The sequence below is a fragment of the Plastoroseomonas hellenica genome (assembly GCF_018129085.1).
GTDB lineage: Bacteria > Pseudomonadota > Alphaproteobacteria > Acetobacterales > Acetobacteraceae > Plastoroseomonas > Plastoroseomonas hellenica.
Genome location: NZ_JAAGBB010000061.1, coordinates 1 through 21,158 on the forward strand (window position 1 = coordinate 1; position 21,158 = coordinate 21,158).

Sequence of the window (21,158 nt, forward strand, 5' to 3'; positions counted from 1 at the left end):
GATCGAGGTCGGCGCGCAGCCGGGCGCGCAGCGCCGCCATGCGGGCCTCGGCCTGCGGGCGCGGCACGCGGCCGGCGGTGAGGTCGGCGCGCACCGTCCGCGCCTCGATCCAACGGCAGTAGAGCAGGCTGTCGAAGGCGATCTGCAGGCTGTCGAGATCGGCGTTCTCGCGCGTCATTTCGGCGTCCAGGCCGGTCGGCGGCGGCGCCGCGGGGCGCGGCCGCCAGTTCCAGCGCGGCCGGGTCGGCCGGACGAAGGTGTCGCCGGCCTCGTTGAAGCTGGTGACCTGGGCGCGGCAGCCTTCGCCCTGGGCCGCGCCCTGTCCGCCACGCCCGGCGCAGCCGCCGAGTGCCAGCACCAGGCCGAAGCCCGCCGCCAACCCCAGCCGGGGCAGCCCGCCGCGATGCATGTGCGTTTCCATAAGCTGCAGCATGCCCGCGGCCGCCCCGGTTCCGCAATGATTCGTCGCGCCGGATCAGGCGGCGCTGTCGGGCTCCAGATGCGCTTCCAGCATCCACAGCGCCTTGTCGATGGTGCGGCTCTGGCCGGTCAGCAGATCGGCGGTGTCGGCGTCGCCCGCTTCGGTGGTCTCGTCGATGCCGGCGCGCAGCGTCTTCGCGACTTTGGCATAGCGCGGCACCAGCGCGCGGACATGGTCCATCCCGGCCAGGAGCTCGGTCGGGTAGGGCTCCAGCCGGGTGCCGGCGCCGATCGTCTGGGTGGTGCCGTGGGCGATGCCGCCGAGCTGCACGATCCGCTCCGCGATCTCGTCGGTGCCTTCGAAAAGCTGATTGTAGAAGGTCTCGAACATCGCGTGCAGGGCGCTGAAATGGGCGCCCTTGACGTTCCAATGCGCCTGCCGCGTCGCGTTGGTCAGGTCGATCGCATCACTGAGGCAGCCCTGCAGCACGCCGATCGAGACCTTCTTCGCATTGTCGGCCACGTCATTGTTCGTCTTCAACAGCTTCGGCTCATCGGACTTCTTCGCCATCGCGGCTTTGCTCCTTCAGGGGTCGAATCATGACATAGGCAATCGAAGACGCGGCGCCAGTATTGCCGTCAGGGTTGCAGGTTAAGATACCGCGTCGCCTCCGGCGCGCCGTCTCCATTGTGGAACGCGGCCGCGCGCGCGAGCGTTGCGCGGTCGGCGGCGTCCAGCCGCCCGGCCTCGCGCAGATGCTCGGTCCAGTTCTCGACCGTCCAGAGCTCGGCGAAGCGCTCCGGGTGGGCGATGTCCTCATAGAGCCGCCAGACCCGCGCGCCGGAGCGGATGCGCATCCGCCGCATCTCGCCCATCACTGCCAGGAAGCGGACACGGTCGGCGGCGGCGACCGTGTAGTGCACCACCTCCAGCACCCGGCCGGAATCCTCGCCCAGCAACCCCGCGAGTTCGGCCGCGGGGGCATCGGGCAAGGGCAGGGCGCTGGCCGGCGCCTCGCTGGCGCGGGGCGGCTCCAGCCGCCAGGGGCGCACCAGCACCGCCGTCACAGTGCCGAGGATGGCGGCCAGCACCAGCGCATAGGCGATGCCGATCCACTCGCCGAGCATGCCCCAGAGGGCGCTGCCAAGGGCCAGCGCGCCGAAGAAGGAGAGCTGGTAGATGCCGATCGCCCGCGCCCTGACCCAGGCGGGGGAAGCAAGCTGCGCCGCGGCCTGCAAGGCGCTGGAGGCGCCGATCCAGGCGAAGCCGAAGCCGACCATGCCGAGCCCGGCCGGCAGCCAGTGCGGCCAGGCACCGAGCAGCAGCAGCGATGCCGCGGCGAGCAGCGAGAAGCGGAAAACGAGCGTGCCGCGCGTCGCCTGGCCCGCGAGCGTCGGCAGCAGGAAGCCGCCGGCGACGGCGCCCGCGCCCATCGCGGTCAGCATCAGGCCGAAGGCGTCCGGCCCGAGGCCGAGCCTGACCCGCACCAGCAGCGGCAGCAGCCCCCAGACCGCGGCCGTGAAGAAGAAGAAGGCGCAGGCCCTGAGGATCGCGGCGCGCAGCCCGGGCGAGGCCACGACGAAGAAGATGCCGGAGCGCATGGCCGGCCAGAGATGCTCGGGCGGCAGGGAGCGGGCCGGAACCTCCCGCCGCCAGAGCAGCAGGGCGCCGACCATGACGAAGAAGCCGATGGTCGCCAGCACGAAGGAGGCTTCGACGCCGGCCAGCGCGATGGTGAAGCCGCCGACCGCCGGACCGGTGGCGCGTGCGAGGTTGAAGCCGATGCCGTTCAGCGCGATCGCCTGGACGAGGTCCTCGCGCGGGACCAGCTCCGGCGTCGTCGCCGCCATGGCCGGGAAGATCGCCGCGGTGCCGGCGCCGATGCCGAAGGTGATGGCGAGCAAGCCCCAGGCGCCGAGCTCGCCGCTGAAGGTGAGCAGCGCCACCAGCAGCCCCATGCAGGCCATCCAGAGCTGCGCCGCGATCAGGGTCCGCCGGCGGTCGAGGATGTCGGCGATGGCGCCGGCCGGCAGCGCCAGCAGGAAGACCGGCAGCATGGAGGAGGCCTGCACGAGGCTCACCATCACCGGAGACGGGGCGAGGGAGGTCATCAGCCAGGCGGCACCGGTGTTCTGCACCCAGAGGCCGGTATTGGCCGCGAGTCCCGCGATCCAGAGGTTGCGGAAGACCGGGTGGCGGAGGGGCGCGAGGGCGCCGGGAAGAGGCATCGGCCCAATCTGCCAGCCATGTGCGGCGCCTGGAAGCGAAGCGATGGTGACGCGCGGGGTTCCCGCGGATTACCGTCGTGCCATGGAACGCCGCTTCGCGACTTATGACGAGTTCTGGCCGCACTACCTGCGGGAACATGCCCGGCCCGCGACGCGCTGGGTGCATTTGGTGGGCACGGTGATCGCGATCGGCCTCCTGCTGTGGGGGGCGCTGGTGGGACCGCTCTGGCTGCTGGTCGCGGTGCCGGTCGCGGGCTACGCCTTCGCCTGGGGCAGCCACATGCTGGTGGAACGCAATCGTCCCGCGACCTTCACCTACCCGGTCTGGTCGCTGCGCTCGGATTTCCGCATGGCCTGGCTGATGGCGACCGGTCGCCTCGGCGCGGAGCTGCGCCGCGCCGGTCTCTGAAACGTCATCAGCTGCAAGATGCGGTTACATTGTTGCCACCGTTCCGGCACAGGGACGGCGTTAAGCTCCCTGCATGCCGCCCCGTAGGGCGGCCGATGGAGGTTCCGATGCGCAAGCTTCTCGCGGCGGCTTTGCTGGTGGGTGCCGGCCTGTCCCTCTCGGGCTGCGTCGTCGCCCCGGCGCCGCGCGCCTATGGCTACTATGCCCCCGCCCCGGTGGTGGTCGCCCCGGCCTATCGACCCTACTACTACCGCCCGCGCGGCTACTACTACTGAGCCGGCGTAACGCTGAAGCGGCAGGGGCCGCCGGCGTGGCGGCCCCAGTGATGTTCCCTTTCCGTTGAGTGGCGGACGGTGCCACCGCATGGCCGTGGCGCGTGAAAACCTTGGAAGGCCGCGGATCGCCCCGGCGCGTCGCCGGCTTCCGAGAGGGACTGTATACAAAATACTATAGCCGGAACATTGCCGCAACAGACGAGTGCGATCCAGGCATAGGCACTCGGCCTAGATCAGCGCGAACTTCATCGCCGACAGCGCGGCGATCAGCCACACCGCGCCATGCACCTCGCCAGCGCGGCCGGCGATGGTCTTGACGCCGGCGAAGGTGATGAAGCCGAGCCCGATCCCGGTGGCGATCGAGAAGGTGAACGGCATCGCCAGCGCGGTGACGATCGCCGGCATGAAGTCCGTGGCGTCGTCCCAGCGCAGGTCGCGCAGCCCCTGCGCCATCAGGCACGCGACGAAGACCAGCGCCGGCGCCGTCGCGAAGCCCGGGATCGCGGTCGCGAGCGGGGCCAGGAACAGCGCCACCAGGAAGAGCAGGCCGACCGTCACCGCCGTCAGCCCGGTGCGCCCGCCCGCCTGGATGCCGGCCGCGCTCTCGATGTAGCTGACGGTCGTGGAAGTGCCGAGCACGGCGCCCATCATCGCACCCCCCGAATCGGCCATCAGCGCGCGGCCGAGATTGGGCACCGTGCCGTCCGGCCGCATCAGCCCGGCCCGATGCGTGGTGCCGATCAGCGTGCCGGTGTTGTCCAGGAGATCGACCAGGAAGAAGGTAAAGACGATGCCGGCGATGCCGAGCCCGAGTGCGCCCGCGATGTCGAGCTGGAGGAAGGTCGGCGCCAGTGAGGGCGGCAGATCGATGAGGCCGCGCCAGGTCGTCAACCCCAGGGGAATGCCCGCCGCCGCGGTGGCGAGGATGCCGATCACGATGGCCCCCGGCACGCCCCGCGCGGAGAGCCCGGCGATCAGCAGGAAGCCGGCGCAGGCGAGCAGGGTCGAGGGCGCGGTCAGCGGCCCGAGCGCCACCAAGGTCGCAGGGTGCGCGACGACGATTCCCATGGTCTTCAGCCCGATCAGCCCGAGGAAGAAGCCGATCCCGGCCGCGATGCCGAGCTTGAGCGAGAAGGGAATGCCGTTCACCAGCCATTCCCGCGCCCGCAGCACCGAGACGGCGAAGAACAGCAGGCCGGAGATGAAGACGGCGCCGAGCGCCACCTGCCAGGGCACGCCCGCCCCTTGCACCACCGCAAAGGCGAAATAGGCGTTGAGCCCCATGCCCGGTGCGAGGGCGATCGGGAAATTGGCGATCAGCCCCATCAGCAGGCAGCCGATCGCGGCGGCGAGGCAGGTGGCGACAAAGGCCGCCCCCTGGTCGATGCCGGCCATCGCCATGATCGAGGGGTTGACCACGATGATGTAGGCCATGGTCAGGAAGGTAGAGAAGCCGGCCAGCACTTCGGTGCGCGGCGTGGTGCCGCGCGCCGCCATGTCGAAAAACCGCTCCATCCAGACGCCCCCGATTCGTGAGTGCGTCAAGCTTGGCCCGCGGTCGGCCTCCGATGGAAGGCCGCCGCGCCCCGGGATGGGGCCATCAGCTCGCTTGCAGCGCCGGCGTTACGCCGGCGCCGTTCAGCGGCAGACGCGCACCGGCCGCACGCGAACATGCACCCGGCCATAGGCGTCGCGGAAGCGGACCCGCCGCTCCTCCATCCAGCAGCGGCGATGGTGGCGATGCGGGCGGCCGTAATACTGCACCTCCTGCGCCATCGGCGCCGGGGCAGCCGCCTCGGGCAGCAGGGCGCGGGCCGGGGAGGCCTGGGCCGGAGCCTGGGCGAGGCCGATCAGGGCGAGCGGCGCGCCGAGCAGGGCGATACGGATGAGCCGGGTAAGGCGGACCGACATGGGAAGCTCCTTCTTATGCCTTCGCATCCAGGGATGCGGCGCGAGGACCATTGTCCTGCATTTCAAGGTGGCTCCGCAATCCGGTACGCCTGTGGCATGATCGCGGCGAAGCCAAGGCAGGCCGTGACCAAAGATTGCGGGCCGTGACGCCCGGACCGACCTGAAAACATCGAGCCGAAGGCTATGGTTTCAGCGCCTTGCGCCTCCGGCGCCTGGCGCCGCGACCCGCCGGGCAGCGGCGCCGCCGCACTCACAACTCCGTGCGGCACCGGCCCCTGCACGGCTTGGCGGCGGGGCGCGGCCGTTCCATAGATGCGGCGTCTCCACGTCCTTCTCACGGAAAACGCTCCATGCCCCTGATCGGCGACAAGCCCACCATCGGAATCGCCCACGTCGCCTATCGATTCGGGGATCGCATGCAGGCCCGCGGCATCGACCTGCCCTTCATCGAGATGCGCACGCGCGAGGATTTCGCCGCCCGCATCGGCGAAATCGATGTGCTGCTGGTCTCCGGCTACTGGAACAACGCGCTGGCGCCGCAGGCGAAGCGGCTGAAGTTCATCCAGTCGATCAGCGCCGGCGTCGACCAGTACGACCCGGCGGTGCTGCGCGCGCATGGCATCCGGCTGGCCTCGGCGGCCGGCGGCAACGCCAATGCGGTGAGCGAGCACGCGATCAGCCTGATCCTGGCGATCAGCCGCCGCCTGCCGGAGGCGCGCGACAACCAGGCGAAGAAATTCTGGCGCGGCATGCAGGGCGATTTCTGGAAGCGCGAGGACGAGCTCGGCGGCAAGACGCTGGTCGTCGTCGGCCTCGGCCGCATCGGCGGCCGCCTGGCGCGGCTGGCGCGCGCCTTCGGCATGCATGTGATCGGCCTCAAGCGCGACCCCTCCACCGGCGCCGAGGGCGCCGACGAGGTGCACGCGATCGCCAAGCTGCACGAGGTGCTGCCGCGCGCCGACTATGTCGCGCTCTGCTGCCCACTGACGCCCGAGACGCAGGGGCTGATCGGCACCGCCGAGCTCGGGCTGATGAAGCCCTCGGCGCATCTGGTGAACGTCGCGCGCGGCAAGGTGGTGAAGGAAGCCGAGCTGATCGCGGCGCTCAACGCCGGCACCATCAAGTCCGCGGCGCTGGACTGCGTGGAGGAGGAGCCGCTGCCCGAGAGCTCGCCGCTCTGGACCATGCCGAGCGTTTTCATCACGCCGCATACCGGCGGCGAGACCTGCGCCTATGAGGACAATGTCCTCGACTTCCTGATGGAGAACCTGGGCCGCCTGCAGCGCGGCGAGGATGTGCTTCTCAATCAGGTGGTGTGAGCGTCATGGAGCAGGTCGATGCCGTCGTCATCGGCGCTGGTGTCGTGGGCCTTGCGGTCGCGCGCGCTCTCGCGCTTGCGGGACGGGAAGTGCTGGTGCTGGAGGCGGCCGAGGGCATCGGCACCGAGACCTCGTCGCGCAATTCCGAGGTGATCCACGCTGGCATCTACTATGCCAAGGGCAGCCTGATGGCGCGGTTCTGCGTGGAGGGGAAGCAGCGCCTCTACGCCTATCTGCGCGAGCGCGGGCTGCCGCACGCGAATTGCGGCAAGCTGATCGTCGCGACGAGCACGGAGGAGGCGGAGAAGCTCGAGAGCATCCGCCAGCGCGCGGCGGCGAACGGCGTCGAGGACCTGCACCGCGTCTCCGGCAACGAGGCGCGCGGCATCGAGCCGGAACTCTCCTGCACCGCGGCGCTGGTCTCACCCTCGACCGGCATCATCGATAGCCATGCCTACATGGTCTCGCTGCAGGGCGATGCCGAGAATGCCGGCGCGATCTTCGTCTTCCATGCACCGGTCACCGGCGGGCGCGTGGCGGAGGACGGCATCGAGCTCGATGTCGGCGGCGCGGAGCCGATGACGCTGAAGGCGGCGCTGGTCGTGAACAGCGCCGGGCTGCACGCGCCGAAGCTTGCGGCGAACCTCCGGGGCCTGGCGCCCGAGCACGTGCCGACCGCCTATTACGCCAAGGGCAACTATTTCTCGCTGATCGGCCGCTCGCCCTTCTCGCGGCTGATCTATCCGGTGCCGGTGCCGGGCGGCCTCGGGACGCATCTCACCATCGATCTCGGCGGCCAGGCGCGGTTCGGTCCCGATGTCGAATGGGTGGACAGCCTCGACTACGAGGTCGACCCGAAGCGCGGCGAGGGTTTTTATGCCTCCATCCGGCGCTGGTGGCCTGGTCTGAAGGACGGTGCGTTGGCGCCCGGCTATTCGGGCATCCGCCCGAAGATCGTGCCGCCGGCGGTCGCGACGCAGGATTTCAACGTGCAGGGGCCCTCGGTGCATGGCGTGCCGGGGCTCATCAACCTCTTCGGCATCGAGAGCCCGGGGCTCACCGCCTCACTCGCGCTAGCAGACCATGTGAGCGGCATCGCCGAAGTTTGATTCGATTTCGAATAATTCTCCGAACAGACTGAAGGCCGCCTGAATTCGGCTTCGCCGGCCGCATGGTGCGGCGGCAGGCCTGCATCGGAGGTGCCGGGATGGTTTCGAGCGTCGATGCCTTCTGCACCGAGCAGGCGCGGCGGATGCTCGCCAAGCAGGCCGAATGGATCAGCACCGGGGTGACCAGCATCACCCTGACCTTCGATGACGGCCCGCATGCGACGCATACGCCGAAGCTGCTGGCGACCCTCGGCTCCCTCGGGATCAAGGCGGTCTTCTTCGTCGTCGGGAAGCAGCTCGAAGGGGCTGGCGCCGGCATCCTGCAGCGCATCAAGGATCTGGGGCACCAGGTCGGCAACCACTCCTACAGCCACGCCGACCTCGCCAAGCTGAGCGAGGGCGGCGTCACCTCGGAGCTGAGCCGGACCCAGACGCTGATCGGGGCGATCGGCACCCAGAAAAAGTATTTCCGGCCGCCCTATGGCAGCCTGAACGCGACCGTGAAGAAGGTCGCGACGGCGGCCGGCATGACCACGGTGCTGTGGAACGTGGATACCCTGGACTGGAAGCACCGCAGCGCCGACTGGATCGCGGAAGGCCTGGGCCAGATGAAGAGCGGCGGCCAGTATGTCGTGCTCATGCACGATATCCACGAGACCACGGTGAGCAATGTGGAGACATTCGTCAGCAAGATCCGCGCGAAGCTCACGAATGTAACCTTCACGCCGCTCCCCTGATCGGCCCGGCGGCATGCCTCTCGCCACCTCTGGTTCCGCGTCCTACAGTCCCGATCCATGAAGAACGCCGAACGCATCTGGGATCTCGTCGATCAGCGCCGCGCCGATTACGAGGACCTCTCCGACCGCATCTGGGGCATGCCCGAGCTCTGCTACAACGAGCACCGCTCGGTTGCCGAGCACAAGGCGATGCTCGAGAAGGAAGGGTTCCGCATCACCGAGAAGGTGGCCGGCATCCCGACCGCTGTCATGGGCGAGGCAGGGGAGGGTGGCCCGGTCATCGCCATCCTCGGCGAATATGACGCGCTGCCGGGCCTGTCCCAGGAGGCCGACGTGACGGAACAGCGGCCGATGCCGGGCGATGGCTATGGCCATGGCTGCGGGCACAACCTGCTCGGCTCCGCCTCCATGCTCGCCGCCGCCGCGGTGAAGGACTGGCTGGCCGAGAACGGCATTCCCGGCCGCGTGCGCTATTATGGCTGCCCTGCGGAAGAAGGCGGCGCTGCCAAGGCCTTCATGGTCCGCGAAGGCGCCTTCGCCGATGTCGATGTCGCGATCTCCTGGCACCCCGCGGCCTTCGCCGCGGTGCAGGAGGCGATCAGCCTCGCGAACACGCGCATCGACTTCACCTTCAAGGGCCGCGCCAGCCACGCCGCCGCGGCGCCGCAGCTCGGCCGCTCGGCGCTCGACGCCGTGGAGCTGATGAGCGTCGGCGTGAACTACATGCGCGAGCACATGCCGAGCGACGCGCGCATCCACTACGCCTATCTCGACGCCGGCGGCATCGCGCCGAACGTGGTGCAGGCGCAGGCCAAGGTCCGCTACCTGATCCGCGCGCGCGAGCTGCCGGAGCTGACCGACCTGATCGCGCGGGTGAAGAAGATCGCCGAGGGTGCGGCGCTGATGACCGAATGCACGGTCGAGCACCGGGTGCTGAGCGGTGTCGCCAACCTGCTCGGCAATGCGCCGATGGAGAAGGCGATGCAGGCGGCGCTCGACCGCCTCGGCCCGCCGCCCTTCGACGCCGCCGACCAGGCGCGTGCGAATGATTTCCAGGCGACGATGACGGCGGCCGACATCGCCGCCGCCTGGCGCAAGGTGGGGCTCACGCCGAAGCCGGGCCTCGGCCTGACCGACCAGGTGGTGCCGGCCGATGCCAAGGGCGCGCCGATGGTCGGCAGCACCGATGTCGGCGACGTCTCCTGGGTGGTGCCGACGGTGCAGGCGCGCGGTGCCACCTATGCGATCGGCACGCCCGGCCATTCCTGGCAGCTCACCGCGCAGGGCAAGCTGCCGGCGGCGCACAAGGGCATGGTGCACGTGGCGAAGGTGATGGCGGCGACTGCGGTGGACACGCTGCGCGATCCCTCGATCATCGCGCGCGCCAAGGAAGACCTCGCCGCCCGCACCGCCGTGACCCCCTACCAGAGCCCGATCCCGGAAGGCACCGAGCCGCCCTTCGGCATGTCGGTTTCCATCTGATGCGGGACGGAGGGGGAGCCTCGCCCCTCCGTCAGCGACTTGGCCACCAGCGGCGGCGAAGCGGCGGTCCCCCGTGCCTGGCTGGCTCAGCGACCGTTTGGGAATGCCGGCGGGTCGGCCCGGCGGGTCTTTTCCGCCCCTGCCGCGCCGGCTTCCTCGCCGATGCCACCAGCATCAGCCGACACGCCAGGGACGAAAATCCCTCGCCAGCCCTCCGCCGCCGCCATTCCAAACGGTCTCTCAGGCGTGCTGGCCGCCGTTGATGTGGATCTCGGCGCCGTTGATGTAGCTGGACGCTTCCGTGCAAAGGAAGTGGATCGTCTCCGCCACCTCGCGCGGATGGCCGAGGCGGCCCATCGGCACTTCCTTGGCGACGAGTTCGTCCGTCCCGGGCGACAGGATGGCGGTCTGGATCTCGCCGGGTGCGATGGCATTGGCGCGCACTCCGCGGGCACCGAATTCATGCGCGAGCTCGCGCGTCAGCGTCGCGAGGCCTGCCTTGGAGGCGGCGTAAGCCACGCCTGCGAAGGGGTGGACGCGGGAGCCCGCGATCGATGTCACGCTGACGATGGATCCACGGGCGGCTTCGAGCTCGGGCAGCAGGGCCCGGGCCAGCAGGGCGGTCGAGACCAGGTTGACGTTCAGGACCTGGGTCCAGGTCGCCGCGTCGGAGGCCAGCACGCCGAGGCGGGCGCCGCCAGGGCCCTTGGGCGAGATCCCGGCATTGTTCACCAGCGCATGCAGCCTGCCGTCCGGCAGGCGGGCGCGCACGTCCCTGACCAGGCCTTCGATCTGATCCAGATCGGACAGGTCCGCCTGGATATGGCTCTCGCGCGCCGCCGGCCAGGCGCATTCCTCCGCGAAGGGCTGGCGGGAGACGGTGAGGATGCGCCAGCCGCGTTCCTGGAACAGCTTGACGGTCGCATGCCCGATGCCACGGCTCGCTCCCGTCAGGAGCATGATGCGTTTGCCTTCGGCCATCTCGACCCCGATCAGTTGTCCGCAATGTCTTGGAGCAGATGCGATCGGGCAGGATAACGCGCCTGAGAAGGCTGCACCATCGAAGCCCCGGAACCAGACACGGCCTCAGGGCGCGCCCGGCAGGGTCTCCGCCGCCAGGTCGGCGGCGCGCAGGCCGATCCCGATCGGAGAGGGCATGGACCTAGAGCGTGATCGCTTGAGGTGGAATCACCGAAAAGCGTGAATCACGCGATCAAACAAAGTGGCTAGAGCATGATCGCTTCAGCTTGAAGCGATCATGCTCTAGCGCCGCCGCGCGGCGCGGAGCTGCTCCGGGTCGTCGGTGACCCAGAGCAGGGCGCGCCAGGGGCGCTCGGGATCGGGATAGGGTGCGATGGCGTAGATCCGCTCCACATTGCCCGGCCCCACGGCCTGCCAGCGTCGGGTGATGCCGGCGACGGATTCGCTCTCGTTCAGCAGCGTCGTGGTGAAGCCCCGCTCCCGCAACGCGGCGAGCCCGGCCGCAAAGCCCGGCGCGATGCGCTTGGTGTCGGGGCCGGAGAGCGTGACCTCGCAGAGTCGCGGCTCGGAGGCCAGAAACAGCCCTTCGGCATCGCGGCCGCTGCGCGCCCGGACCTCGCCGGCGCGGCCGCGCCTGATGTCGCGGAGCGCCTCGTCGCCCGGCGTGCGGAAGCCGCGTTCGGCCGCGCGCGCAGGGGCCTGTGCCATGTCGAGATCGCCGCAGATCGCGAAGAACAGAGCCGGGCCGCGCTCCGCCGCGTCCTGCGGCACCGCGACCTGCGGCACTGGCGGCGCATCGCCGCCGGCGCAGCCACCGAGCGCCAGCAGCGCGGCCAAGGCGGCACCGGCCAGAGATGATCCAGGAACACCGAACGCCATGCGCGCCTCCCTTGCGGCGCGCAGTGTGGCCAGCGGAGGCGGCGCGCGCCAGAGGTCGTTACGCGTCACGCTGACGGCAGTGCCGCCGCCGACCTGGCCTCGGCGTCTGAAACGCGAAACGCCCCGCCGTCTCCGGCGGGGCGCTTCTGTCCGGGCTGAGCGGGACGCTCAGACCGAGTAGTACATCTCGAACTCAACCGGGTGCGGGGTGTGCTCGAAGCGATAGACCTCGGTCCACTTCAGCTCGATGTAGCTCTCGATCTGATCCTTCGAGAACACGTCGCCGGCCAGCAGGAACTCGTGGTCCGCCTCGAGCGCGCCCAGCGCCTCGCGCAGCGAGCCGCACACCGTCGGGATGCCCTTCAGCTCCTCCGGCGGCAGGTCATAGAGGTCCTTGTCCATCGCCTCGCCCGGATGGATCTTGTTCTTGATGCCATCGAGGCCGGCCATCAGCATGGCGGCGAAGGCGAGGTAGGGATTCGCGGTCGGATCCGGGAACCGCACCTCGACGCGCTTCGCCTTCGGGCTGGTCGCGTAGGGGATGCGGCAGGAGGCCGAGCGATTGCGGGCCGAATAGGCCAGCAGCACCGGCGCCTCGAAGCCCGGGATCAGGCGCTTGTAGGAGTTGGTCGAGGCGTTGGTGAAGGCGTTCAGCGCCTTGGCGTGCTTGATGATGCCGCCGATGTAGTAGAGCGCCTCGTTCGACAGGTCGGCATAGCCGTTGCCGGCGAAGACCGGCTTGCCCGCCTTCCAGATCGACTGGTGGACATGCATGCCCGAGCCGTTGTCGCCATAGATCGGCTTCGGCATGAAGGTCGCGGTCTTGCCGTAGGAATGCGCCACGTTGTGAATGCAGTACTTGTAGATCTGCATGTGGTCGGCCTGCATGACCAGCGGGCCGAACTTGGTGCCGAGCTCATGCTGGGACTGCGCCACCTCGTGGTGGTGCTTCTCGCCGGCGACGCCCATCTCGATCATGGTGGACAGCATCTCGGCGCGCAGATCGACCTCGCTGTCGACCGGGGCGACCGGGAAGTAGCCGCCCTTCACGCCCGGGCGGTGGCCCATATTGCCTTCCGGATAGTCCTTCAGGTTGGCGCCGGGGCCCTCGATGCTGTCGAGCTGGTAGGTGCCGAAATTGCCGCCGGTGCCGAACTTCACGCTGTCGAACACGAAGAACTCGGCCTCCGGGCCGAAGAACGCCGTGTCGCCGATGCCGGTCGACTTCAGATAGGCCTCGGCCTTCTTGGCGGTGCCGCGCGGGTCGCGGTTGTAGAGCTGGCCGGTCGAGGGCTCGATGATGTCGCAGATCAGGATCATCTGCGGCTTGGCCGAGAAGGGATCCATGCAGGCCGTCGTCGGGTCCGGCATCAGGATCATGTCGGACTCGTTGATCGCCTTCCAGCCGGCGATCGAGGAGCCGTCGAACATGAAGCCGTCCGTGAACACATCCTCCTCGATGGTGGAGACGTGCTGGGCGGTGTGCTGCCACTTGCCGCGCGGATCGGTGAAGCGCAGGTCGACGTATTCGACGCTATTCTCCTTGATCATCTCCATGACCTTGGAGACAGCGCTCGGCGCTGCGGCTGCGGGCTTCTTGGCCATCGTGTGCGGTCCTGTTCCCCTGGTGCCCCTGCGGGGCGGTGGTCCCGAATTGAACATGCGCGGCCGCAGGTCGGTAGTCCCGCGGCCGGCCCGGCTCCGGCGGCGGGCTGCCCCGCGCGCCGGCATGTGCGGAACGGGGCCGCCCCATCCCCTGGGGCTTCACGCCGTTCCTCCGCGCCGCGCCCCCGCCAGTCGGGGCGCGTGCGGAAACCCTACTTCGCTGTGCCGTCTCGCCCGCCGTCAGTCGCCGGCGTCAGACCGCGTCCTCGCCGCGCTCCCCGGTGCGGATGCGGATGACCTCGGCCACGTCGGAGACGAAGATCTTGCCGTCGCCGATGCGGCCGGTGCGGGCCGCCGCCTGGATGGCCTCCACCGCGCGCTCCAGCATGTCGTCGGCGCAGACGACCTCGATCTTCACCTTCGGCAGGAAGTCCACGACATATTCGGCGCCGCGATAGAGTTCGGTGTGGCCTTTCTGGCGGCCGAAGCCCTTGGCCTCGACCACGGTCAGCCCCTGCAGGCCGATCTCGTGCAGCGCGTCCTTCACCTCGTCGAGCTTGAAGGGCTTGATGATGGCCTCGATTTTCTTCATCGGCTCCGTTCACCGGCGAGCATGCACGCATGCCGCACGCCGGCCTCCTTCCTCCCGAGGGTCGCTGCCGTGGGGTGGATCCCCAACGGCCGGGCCACCTGGCCCGCGCTTCGAGCTTTGCATGCGGCGTGCCGTTACGACCCCTGGGATCGGATCGTCTGGCGCACCGCCGACATCGCTCGCGGCGTTGCGCCGGTATCGCATGCGGTGCGCGGCAGCTTCAATCCGGGCACCCCGGGAAAACTTGACGACTAACCCCTGTCCTGGACGATGTATAGGCAATGTGCCTAAATATTGATCATCATGCTCGCGGGCCGCTTGCGAGGCCGCGGGCGACGCCGCATGATGAAAGGCTTCGCAGACCAACCCCAGCCGCCAGGATGCTACCGGCCCATGCAGCCGCAGAACGCGCTTCTCTCCGCCACCGGCACCACGATCTTCACGGTGATGAGCGCGCTCGCCACCGAACATGGCGCCATCAACCTGGGCCAGGGCTTCCCGGATTATGACGGCCCCGAGGATGTCATCGAAGCCGCCGCCGCGGCGCTCAAGGACGGCCGTAACCAATATCCGCCGCTGACTGGCGTGCCGGAGCTGCGCCAGGCTGTCGCCACCCATAACAAGCGCTTCTACGGGCTGGAGGTCGATCCCAACGCGGAGGTAATCGTCACTTCCGGCGCCACCGAGGCGATCACCGCCTGCCTGATGGCGGTGCTGAACCCGGGCGACGAATGCGTGCTGATCGAGCCGCTCTATGACACCTACCTGCCGGTGGTGAAGTTGCTCGGCGCCGTCCCGAAGCTGGTGCGCCTGACGCCGCCGAAATGGGAGCTGCCGCGCGCCGAGCTCGCCGCCGCCTTCGGGCCGAAGACCAAGGCGATCCTGCTCAACACGCCGATGAACCCGACCGGCAAGGTTTTCACCGCCGCCGAGCTCGCCTTCATCGCCGACCTGCTGGAGCGCCATGACGCCTATGCGATCTGCGACGAGGTCTATGAGCACCTGACCTTCGACGGCTGGAAGCACATACCCCTGATGACGCTGCCGGGCATGCGGCCGCGCTGCATGCGGGTCGGCAGCGCGGGCAAGACCTTCAGCCTGACCGGCTGGAAGATCGGCTACGTCACCTGCGACCGCAGCCTGGCGCCGAACGTCGCCAAGGCGCACCAGAACCTGACCTTCACGACGCCCCCCAACCTGCAGCGCGGGGTCGCGGTCGGGCTCGCGAAGGAGGACGCTTATTTCGCCGGCCTCTCGGCGCATCTGGAGCGGAAGCGCGACCGGATGGCGGCGGGGCTGGCGCGGCTCGGTTTCGGGGTGCTGCCGACCCAGGGCAGCTACTTCATCACCACCGATTTCCGCCCGCTCGGCTTCAATGGCGACGACGTCGCCTTCTGCCGCGCGATCACGCTAGAGGCCAAGGTGACCGCAATCCCGGTCACCGCCTTCTATGCCAGCGAGCAGCCGCCCAGCCATTACGCGCGCTTCGCGTTCTGCAAGAATGATGCGCTGCTGGATGAGGCGCTGGCGCGGCTCGGCCGCTGGATCGAGCAGCGCCGTCCGGGCAGCATCGCCGCCGCGGGATAGGGGAGGGCCGATGGCGCGGGTCAGCTTCACAGCCAATCTGCGCCGCCATCTGGACTGCCCGCCGGCCGAGGTGCAGGCGGCAACAGTGCGCGCCGCGTTCGACACCGTCTTCGCGGCCAATCCGCGATTGCGCTCCTATGTGCTGGACGAGCAGGGGCGGTTGCGCCGGCACGTCACCATCTTCGTCGGCGATCGCGCCATCGCCGACCGCGCCGGGCTCTCCGATCCGGTCGGCGCGGAGGACGAGATCATCGTCTTCCAGGCGCTGTCGGGAGGATGAGGCATGGCCGGATCGCTTCTCGTTGCCACCCGCAAGGGGCTGTTCACGGGAATCGAGGGCACGGAAGGGCATTGGTGCTTCGGCCCGCCCGCCTTCCTGGGCGAGCCGGTTTCCGCCGTGCTGCGGGATCCGCGCGATGGCGCGCTTTACGCCGCGCTGCGGCTCGGGCATTTCGGGGTGAAGCTGCACCGCTCCGCCGATGACGGCGAGACCTGGACAGAGCTGCCGGCGCCTGCCTTCCCGCCGGAGCCCGACGCTGGCGAGAAAGCGCCTGCCGTCGACATGATCTGGACGCTCGCCGCCGGCGGCGCCGACGAGCCCGGCCTGCTCTGGGCCGGGACGCTGCCCGCCGCGCTGTTCCGCAGCACCGACCGGGGCGAAAGCTGGACCCGCATCGACAGCCTCTGGACGGTATCGGAACGTGCCCAATGGTTCGGCGGCGGCTACGACCATCCGGGCCTGCATTCCATCCTGGTCGACCCGCGCGATTCCCGCCGGCTGACCGTCGGCATCTCCTGCGGCGGCGTCTGGCTCAGCGAGGATGCCGGTGCCACCTGGGTGCTCGGTGGCGCCGGGCTCAGGGCCGACTACATGCCGCCCGGCCGCACCGATGATCGCGCGATCCAGGATCCGCACCGCCTGGCGCATTGCGCAGCGGCACCCGACGTCATCTGGTGCCAGCACCACAATGGGCTGTTCCGCTCCACCGACCGCGGCGCCAGCTTCACGACAATCGCGCCGCCGGCGCCATCGGGCTTCGGCTTCGCGGCGGTGGCGCATCCGGCCGATCCCGCCACCGCCTGGTTCGTCCCGGCCGTGAAGGACGAATGCCGGGTGCCGGTCGATGGCCGCCTAGTCGTCACCCGCACCCGCGACGCCGCCGCGAGCTTCGAGACGCTCGGCACCGGGCTGCCGGGGGAGGGCGCCTATGACCTGATCTACCGCCACGCGATGGATGTGGACGCGACGGGGGAGCGCCTCGCGATGGGCTCCACCACCGGCAATCTCTGGATCGGGGAGGCGGGCGGCGCGCACTGGCGCCTGGTCTCGGCGCATCTGCCGCCGATCGCGCAGGTGGCCTTCGTCCGCAGTTGACGCGATGACGTCCCGGCCTTATGTCCCCGCCCCTGTGTGGCGGCCTTAGCTCAGCTGGCAGAGCGTCGGCTTGTGGTGCCGAATGTCACGGGTTCGAGCCCCGTAGGTCGCCCCACCCTCTTCCCCTCCCGTTCATCGCCGTCTCGACCTTGACGGACTGCGCGTCCGGGTGCGCCCTGTGTCCCGAACACAGGAGGGGATATCCATGCAGATCAGTCTCGCGGGCCGCACGGCCCTGATCACCGGCGGCTCCAAGGGCCTCGGCCTCGCCATGGCGCGCGCCTTTGCCGGTGCCGGCGGCGCGGTCGCCATGGTCGCGCGCGGGGAGGAGGCGCTGAAAGCCGCCGAAGCCAAGCTGCGCGCCGAGTTGCCGGAGGCGAAGCTCGCCGCGGTCTCCGCTGATATCAGCACCGAGGCGGGCTGCGCGCAGGCGGTGGAGACGGCGGTCGCGGCGCTCGGGCCGATCGACATCCTGGTCAACAATGCCGGTACCTCCCAGCGCGGGCCGTTCCTGCAGGTCACCGACGCGCTCTGGCAGGCCGATCTCGACCTAAAGCTCTTCGCCGCGATCCGGCTGACCCGTGCGGTGATGCCGGGCATGCAGGAGCGACGCTGGGGCCGGATCATCAACGTGCTCAATGTCGGCGCCAAGGCACCGCCGGGCGAAGGCGCGCCGACCGCCGTCTCCCGCGCCGCCGGCATGGCGCTGACCAAGGTGCTGTCGCATGAGGGTGCCAAGCACAACGTGCTGGTGAACGCACTGCTGGTCGGCATCATCGAGAGCGACCAATGGGTGCGCCGCCACGCCGCCGAGAAGCGGAACATCACCTGGGAAGAATGGAAGGCGGAGCAGGGCAAGACCGTGCCGCTCGGCCGCCTCGGCAAGGCCGAGGAATTCGCGGCGACCGCGCTGTTCCTTTGCTCGGAAGGCGGCGGCTACATCACCGGCACCGCGCTCAATGTGGATGGCGGCCGCAGCCCGGTGGTCTGAGAGCCCTTTTGGAAAGGCTGCGGGTCGGTCTGGCGGGTCTTTTCCGCCCCTGGCGCACCGGCTTCCTCGCCGATGCAACCAGCATCGGCTGCGTCAGCCAGCACGCCCGGGACGAAAAATCCCTCGCCACCCCTCCGCCGCCGCCTTTTCCAAAAGGTCTCTGAGCGCGCCGTAACACGGCGTCGCTGATCCGCTGACGGGAAAGGCCGGGCGTGATCATAACGCTTTGGTAGCTATCCCCCCTTAGGGTCTGGCCGCCGGTCGCCGGCGGCCGGCCCCGATCCCGGGACCCCGTGGTGGCGACGCCGGATCGCGAGCGTCAGCCATGGCCACCTTCTACAAGCCCAATGCCGGCTTCAAGCGCGACCTGCTGAAGCCGGGCGACATCTTCATCAACACCAGCACCTTCAAGCCGGCGCATTGCGGCATCGTGGTGGACGGGCTCGACATCATCCATGCCACGGGCAAGGGCATCGTCAGCACCGACATCGATCTCTGGGGCAACGAGGCGGAAGTGTTCCGGCCGGCGCCCGTGCTGAGCAAGGATGAGGCCGGCCAGGTCACCAACATCGCGGTCGAGATCAAGGCCAGCGCGACCTACGGGATCACGCGCGCCGGCATCAAGAGCACCTTCAGCACCCACAATGTCGGCGGCGGCACCCGCGCCCGGCTGGAGAAGTACCGGGAGCGGCTGAAGAACGACCAGGGCGTGGTCAAGCACGTCTATTGCTCGGAGCTGGTCATCCTTTGCTACCAGCTCGCCTGGATCGCGGGCGATGCGGTCAACCAGGGCCATCGCCTCTTCATCAATCTGGACGGCAAGCACACCTGGCCGAGCACGCTCCGCCGCTACCTCAAGGGCAACAACAACTGGGCCTTCCTCGGCGAATACGCGGCTTGACGCGCCACCTGGCGCGGATTTGGGCGATCCGCCTGGAATTCGCGCGGAATCCGGCCTGAGCCGCGCCCGGCGGCGCTGACTGCCTGCGGCACGGGCATTGCTACTCCGCCAGGAAACCCTGCCGGAGACGCCCATGGCCCGCCTGACCAGGACCCCCTTCGCGCCCTGCGGCTGCGCAGCTCCGCACGAACCGGGCTTCGCCTGTGCGGCGCCCGCGGACGGCACCGGCGCGCATGGCGCGGCGGTCGATGAGGCGGTGCTGCGCGCAGTCTTCCCCGATGGCCCGACCCGCCGCGCCATGCTCGGCCGCTTCGGCGCCGCGACGCTGATGGCCGCGATCGGCGGCGTCTTCCCGATGGGCCACGCCCGCGAAGCCCTGGCCCAGGCGCCGGCCGCACCGGAGAAGCGCGACCTCAAGATCGGCTTCATCCCGATCACCTGCGCGACGCCGATCATCATGGCGCATCCGATGGGCTTCTATGCGCGCCACGGCCTGAATGTGGAGGTCATCCGCACCGCCGGCTGGGCGGTGATCCGCGACCGTGCGCTCGCCCGCGAATACGACGCCGCGCATATGCTGGCGCCGATGCCGCTCGCGATCTCGCTCGGCGTCGGGGTCGCGAACCCGATCCCCTGGGCGGTGGCGGCGATCGAGAACACCAATGGCCAGGCGATCACCTTGGCGATGAAGCATCGCGAGAAGCGCGACCCCAAGGACTGGAAGGGCTTCCGCTTCGCCGTGCCCTTCGACTTCTCGATGCACAACTACCTGCTGCGCGACTACCTCGCCGCGCATGGCATCGACCCCGATCGCGACGTGCAGATCCGCGCCGTGCCGCCGCCGGAGATGGTCGCCAATCTGCGCGCCGATAATATCGACGGCTATCTCGGCCCTGATCCCTTCAACCAGCGCGCCGTCTTCGACGGCGTCGGCTTCATCCATGTGCTGACCAAGGAATTCTGGGACGGCCACCCCTGCTGCGCCTTCGCGGTGCCGCGCGAGATGGTCCAGAGCATGCCGAACACCTTCGCCGCCCTGATGCGCGCGATCGTCGAGGCGACGGCGCACGCCAACAAGCCCGAGAACCGGCGCGAGGTGGCGCAGGCGATCGCGGCGCAGAACTACCTGAACCAGCCGCCGACCGTGGTCGAGCAGGTGCTGACCGGCACCTTCGCCGATGGGCTTGGCCGCGTGCAGCGGGTGCCGGACCGCATCGGCTTCGATCCCTTCCCCTGGCATTCCATGGCGATGTGGATCCTGACCCAGATGCGCCGCTGGGGGCAGCTCACCCGCGATGTCGACTACCGCGCGGTCGCGGAGCAGGTCTTTCTCGCCCTCGATGCCGGCCGCGCGATGCGCGAGGTCGGCCTGCCGGTGCCCGAGAGCACGGTCAGGGAACATGTGATCGGCGGCCGCCGCTTCGATCCCGCCGACCCCGCGGGCTATCTCGCGTCGCTCCCAATGCGCCGCTGATGCAAACTCAGGTGCCGTTCTGGCGGGCGGCGCTGCTCTCGCTCGCCTTGCTCGCGCTGCTGCTCGGTGGTTGGGAATTCGCCGCGCGCAGTGGTGGCGCGGTGGGCGGCACCGCGATCGATCCCGAATACGCGGCGCTGGTCGGCGCCGCGGCGGCGCAAGGCGGGCAGACGCCGATGCCGATGCCGTCGGAAATCGGCGCGCGGCTCTGGCAGCTCCTGCGTGACCCCTTCTATGTCCGCGGCACCAACGACCAGGGCATCGGCATCCAGATCGCCTACTCGCTGGGGCGCGTCGGCATCGGCTTCGCGCTGGCGGCGCTGGTCGCGATCCCGCTCGGCTTCCTGATCGGCATGTCGCCGCTGCTGGCGGCGGCACTCAACCCCTTCATCCAGGTGCTGCGGCCGGTGAGCCCGCTCGCCTGGATGCCGCTCGCGCTCTACACCATCAAGGACAGCTCGATCTCCGCAGTCTTCGTCATCTTCATCTGCTCCGTCTGGCCGATGCTGCTCAACACGGCGTTCGGTGTCGCCGGCGTGCGGCGCGAATGGCTGAACGTCGCTCGCACGCTCGAAGCGGGGCGGCTCAAAACCGCGCTCCGCGTCATCCTGCCGGCAGCGGCGCCGACGATACTCACGGGCATGCGCATCTCGATCGGCATCGCCTGGCTGGTAATCGTGGCGGCCGAGATGCTCGTGGGTGGCACCGGCATCGGCTACTGGGTGTGGAACCAGTGGAACAACCTCTCGCTCGCCGACATCGTCATCGCGATCCTGCTGATCGGCGTGGTCGGCCTGCTGCTCGACCGGCTGCTCGGCTGGGTCGCCGGCGCCGTCGCCTGGCAGGAGTGAGGGCCCGTTTGAGAATGGCTGCGGGGCGATC

At 69.3% G+C, this 21,158-nt stretch carries 22 protein-coding genes and 1 tRNA gene; 14 read left to right on the forward strand and 9 right to left on the reverse strand.

Going from position 1 to position 21,158, the window contains the following annotated elements; translation table 11 throughout:
- From GXW71_RS29645 to GXW71_RS29655, 3 genes are all read right to left on the reverse strand, one after another.
- A partial coding sequence (locus GXW71_RS29645; protein WP_211856331.1) for a hypothetical protein occupies positions 1 to 409 on the reverse strand: 409 nt, incomplete at its 3' end.
- Between the two features lie 66 nt (positions 410 to 475).
- The gene (gene dps / locus GXW71_RS29650) at positions 476 to 991 is read right to left on the reverse strand and encodes a DNA starvation/stationary phase protection protein Dps (RefSeq protein ID WP_211856332.1); all 516 of its coding nucleotides are present in this window, start codon (positions 989 to 991) and stop codon (positions 476 to 478) included.
- Between the two features lie 68 nt (positions 992 to 1,059).
- Positions 1,060 to 2,649 (reverse strand): MFS transporter, encoded by a 1,590-nt coding sequence (locus GXW71_RS29655; protein ID WP_211856333.1) that lies wholly within the window; start codon positions 2,647 to 2,649, stop codon positions 1,060 to 1,062.
- A gap of 43 nt (positions 2,650 to 2,692) precedes the next feature.
- Here GXW71_RS29655 and GXW71_RS29660 point away from each other — a divergent pair, with 43 nt between their 5' ends.
- Entirely contained in the window at positions 2,693 to 3,058 is a 366-nt protein-coding gene (locus GXW71_RS29660) for a DUF962 domain-containing protein (protein WP_246527016.1), read from the forward strand.
- A 107-nt stretch (positions 3,059 to 3,165) separates the two neighbouring features.
- On the forward strand, positions 3,166 to 3,333 hold the full coding sequence (locus GXW71_RS29665) for a hypothetical protein (RefSeq protein WP_211856334.1): 168 nt from the start codon (positions 3,166 to 3,168) through the stop codon (positions 3,331 to 3,333).
- 228 nt (positions 3,334 to 3,561) lie between these two features.
- On the opposite strand, the gene GXW71_RS29670 is transcribed toward GXW71_RS29665, so the two are convergent.
- Positions 3,562 to 4,848, reverse strand: a complete 1,287-nt coding sequence (locus GXW71_RS29670) for an NCS2 family permease (protein WP_211856335.1) — start codon at positions 4,846 to 4,848, stop codon at positions 3,562 to 3,564.
- 123 nt (positions 4,849 to 4,971) lie between these two features.
- Positions 4,972 to 5,244 carry a hypothetical protein gene (locus GXW71_RS29675; RefSeq protein WP_211856336.1) on the reverse strand — a complete coding sequence of 91 codons (273 nt, stop codon included), beginning with the start codon at positions 5,242 to 5,244 and terminating at the stop codon, positions 4,972 to 4,974.
- 350 nt (positions 5,245 to 5,594) lie between these two features.
- Here GXW71_RS29675 and GXW71_RS29680 point away from each other — a divergent pair, with 350 nt between their 5' ends.
- The 4 genes from GXW71_RS29680 to GXW71_RS29695 all read left to right on the forward strand — a co-directional run bounded on the left by GXW71_RS29680 (position 5,595) and on the right by GXW71_RS29695 (position 9,891).
- Positions 5,595 to 6,563 (forward strand): D-2-hydroxyacid dehydrogenase, encoded by a 969-nt coding sequence (locus GXW71_RS29680; RefSeq protein ID WP_211856337.1) that lies wholly within the window; start codon positions 5,595 to 5,597, stop codon positions 6,561 to 6,563.
- 5 nt (positions 6,564 to 6,568) lie between these two features.
- Positions 6,569 to 7,672 carry an NAD(P)/FAD-dependent oxidoreductase gene (locus GXW71_RS29685; RefSeq protein WP_211856338.1) on the forward strand — a complete coding sequence of 368 codons (1,104 nt, stop codon included), beginning with the start codon at positions 6,569 to 6,571 and terminating at the stop codon, positions 7,670 to 7,672.
- Positions 7,673 to 7,770: 98 nt separating this feature from the next.
- Positions 7,771 to 8,409 (forward strand): polysaccharide deacetylase family protein, encoded by a 639-nt coding sequence (locus tag GXW71_RS29690; RefSeq protein ID WP_211856339.1) that lies wholly within the window; start codon positions 7,771 to 7,773, stop codon positions 8,407 to 8,409.
- Positions 8,410 to 8,466: 57 nt separating this feature from the next.
- A complete protein-coding gene (locus tag GXW71_RS29695) occupies positions 8,467 to 9,891 on the forward strand; it encodes a M20 family metallopeptidase (protein ID WP_211856340.1) in 1,425 nt (474 codons plus the stop codon).
- Between the two features lie 240 nt (positions 9,892 to 10,131).
- Here the strand turns inward: GXW71_RS29695 and GXW71_RS29700 are convergent, their stop codons facing one another.
- The 4 genes from GXW71_RS29700 to GXW71_RS29715 form a co-directional block, all read right to left on the reverse strand.
- Positions 10,132 to 10,851, reverse strand: a complete 720-nt coding sequence (locus tag GXW71_RS29700) for an SDR family NAD(P)-dependent oxidoreductase (RefSeq protein WP_246527017.1) — start codon at positions 10,849 to 10,851, stop codon at positions 10,132 to 10,134.
- Positions 10,852 to 11,154: 303 nt separating this feature from the next.
- A complete protein-coding gene (locus GXW71_RS29705; protein ID WP_211856342.1) occupies positions 11,155 to 11,751 on the reverse strand; it encodes a hypothetical protein in 597 nt (198 codons plus the stop codon).
- A 168-nt stretch (positions 11,752 to 11,919) separates the two neighbouring features.
- A complete protein-coding gene (gene glnA, locus GXW71_RS29710) occupies positions 11,920 to 13,356 on the reverse strand; it encodes a type I glutamate--ammonia ligase (protein WP_211856343.1) in 1,437 nt (478 codons plus the stop codon).
- 253 nt (positions 13,357 to 13,609) lie between these two features.
- Positions 13,610 to 13,948, reverse strand: a complete 339-nt coding sequence (locus tag GXW71_RS29715) for a P-II family nitrogen regulator (RefSeq protein ID WP_211856344.1) — start codon at positions 13,946 to 13,948, stop codon at positions 13,610 to 13,612.
- Positions 13,949 to 14,341: 393 nt separating this feature from the next.
- On the opposite strand from GXW71_RS29715, the gene GXW71_RS29720 reads away from it, so the two are divergent.
- The 8 genes from GXW71_RS29720 to ntrB all read left to right on the forward strand — a co-directional run bounded on the left by GXW71_RS29720 (position 14,342) and on the right by ntrB (position 21,127).
- Positions 14,342 to 15,535: an aminotransferase gene (locus GXW71_RS29720; RefSeq protein WP_211856345.1), complete on the forward strand. Its 1,194-nt coding sequence runs from the start codon at positions 14,342 to 14,344 to the stop codon at positions 15,533 to 15,535.
- 10 nt (positions 15,536 to 15,545) lie between these two features.
- The gene (locus GXW71_RS29725; RefSeq protein ID WP_211856346.1) at positions 15,546 to 15,815 is read left to right on the forward strand and encodes a ubiquitin family protein; all 270 of its coding nucleotides are present in this window, start codon (positions 15,546 to 15,548) and stop codon (positions 15,813 to 15,815) included.
- Positions 15,816 to 15,818: 3 nt separating this feature from the next.
- Positions 15,819 to 16,910, forward strand: coding sequence for a sialidase family protein (locus GXW71_RS29730; RefSeq protein WP_211856347.1), 1,092 nt, complete (start codon positions 15,819 to 15,821; stop codon positions 16,908 to 16,910).
- Between the two features lie 39 nt (positions 16,911 to 16,949).
- A tRNA-His gene (locus tag GXW71_RS29735) sits at positions 16,950 to 17,025 on the forward strand.
- A gap of 90 nt (positions 17,026 to 17,115) precedes the next feature.
- The gene (locus GXW71_RS29740; RefSeq protein WP_211856348.1) at positions 17,116 to 17,901 is read left to right on the forward strand and encodes an SDR family NAD(P)-dependent oxidoreductase; all 786 of its coding nucleotides are present in this window, start codon (positions 17,116 to 17,118) and stop codon (positions 17,899 to 17,901) included.
- A 325-nt stretch (positions 17,902 to 18,226) separates the two neighbouring features.
- Positions 18,227 to 18,802 carry an NlpC/P60 family protein gene (locus tag GXW71_RS29745; RefSeq protein WP_211856349.1) on the forward strand — a complete coding sequence of 192 codons (576 nt, stop codon included), beginning with the start codon at positions 18,227 to 18,229 and terminating at the stop codon, positions 18,800 to 18,802.
- A gap of 133 nt (positions 18,803 to 18,935) precedes the next feature.
- Positions 18,936 to 20,276 (forward strand): CmpA/NrtA family ABC transporter substrate-binding protein, encoded by a 1,341-nt coding sequence (locus GXW71_RS29750; protein WP_211856350.1) that lies wholly within the window; start codon positions 18,936 to 18,938, stop codon positions 20,274 to 20,276.
- Entirely contained in the window at positions 20,276 to 21,127 is an 852-nt protein-coding gene (gene ntrB, locus GXW71_RS29755) for a nitrate ABC transporter permease (protein ID WP_211856351.1), read from the forward strand. Before GXW71_RS29750 ends, ntrB begins: the two co-directional genes overlap by 1 nt.
- The last annotated feature ends 31 nt before the right edge of the window (positions 21,128 to 21,158 follow it).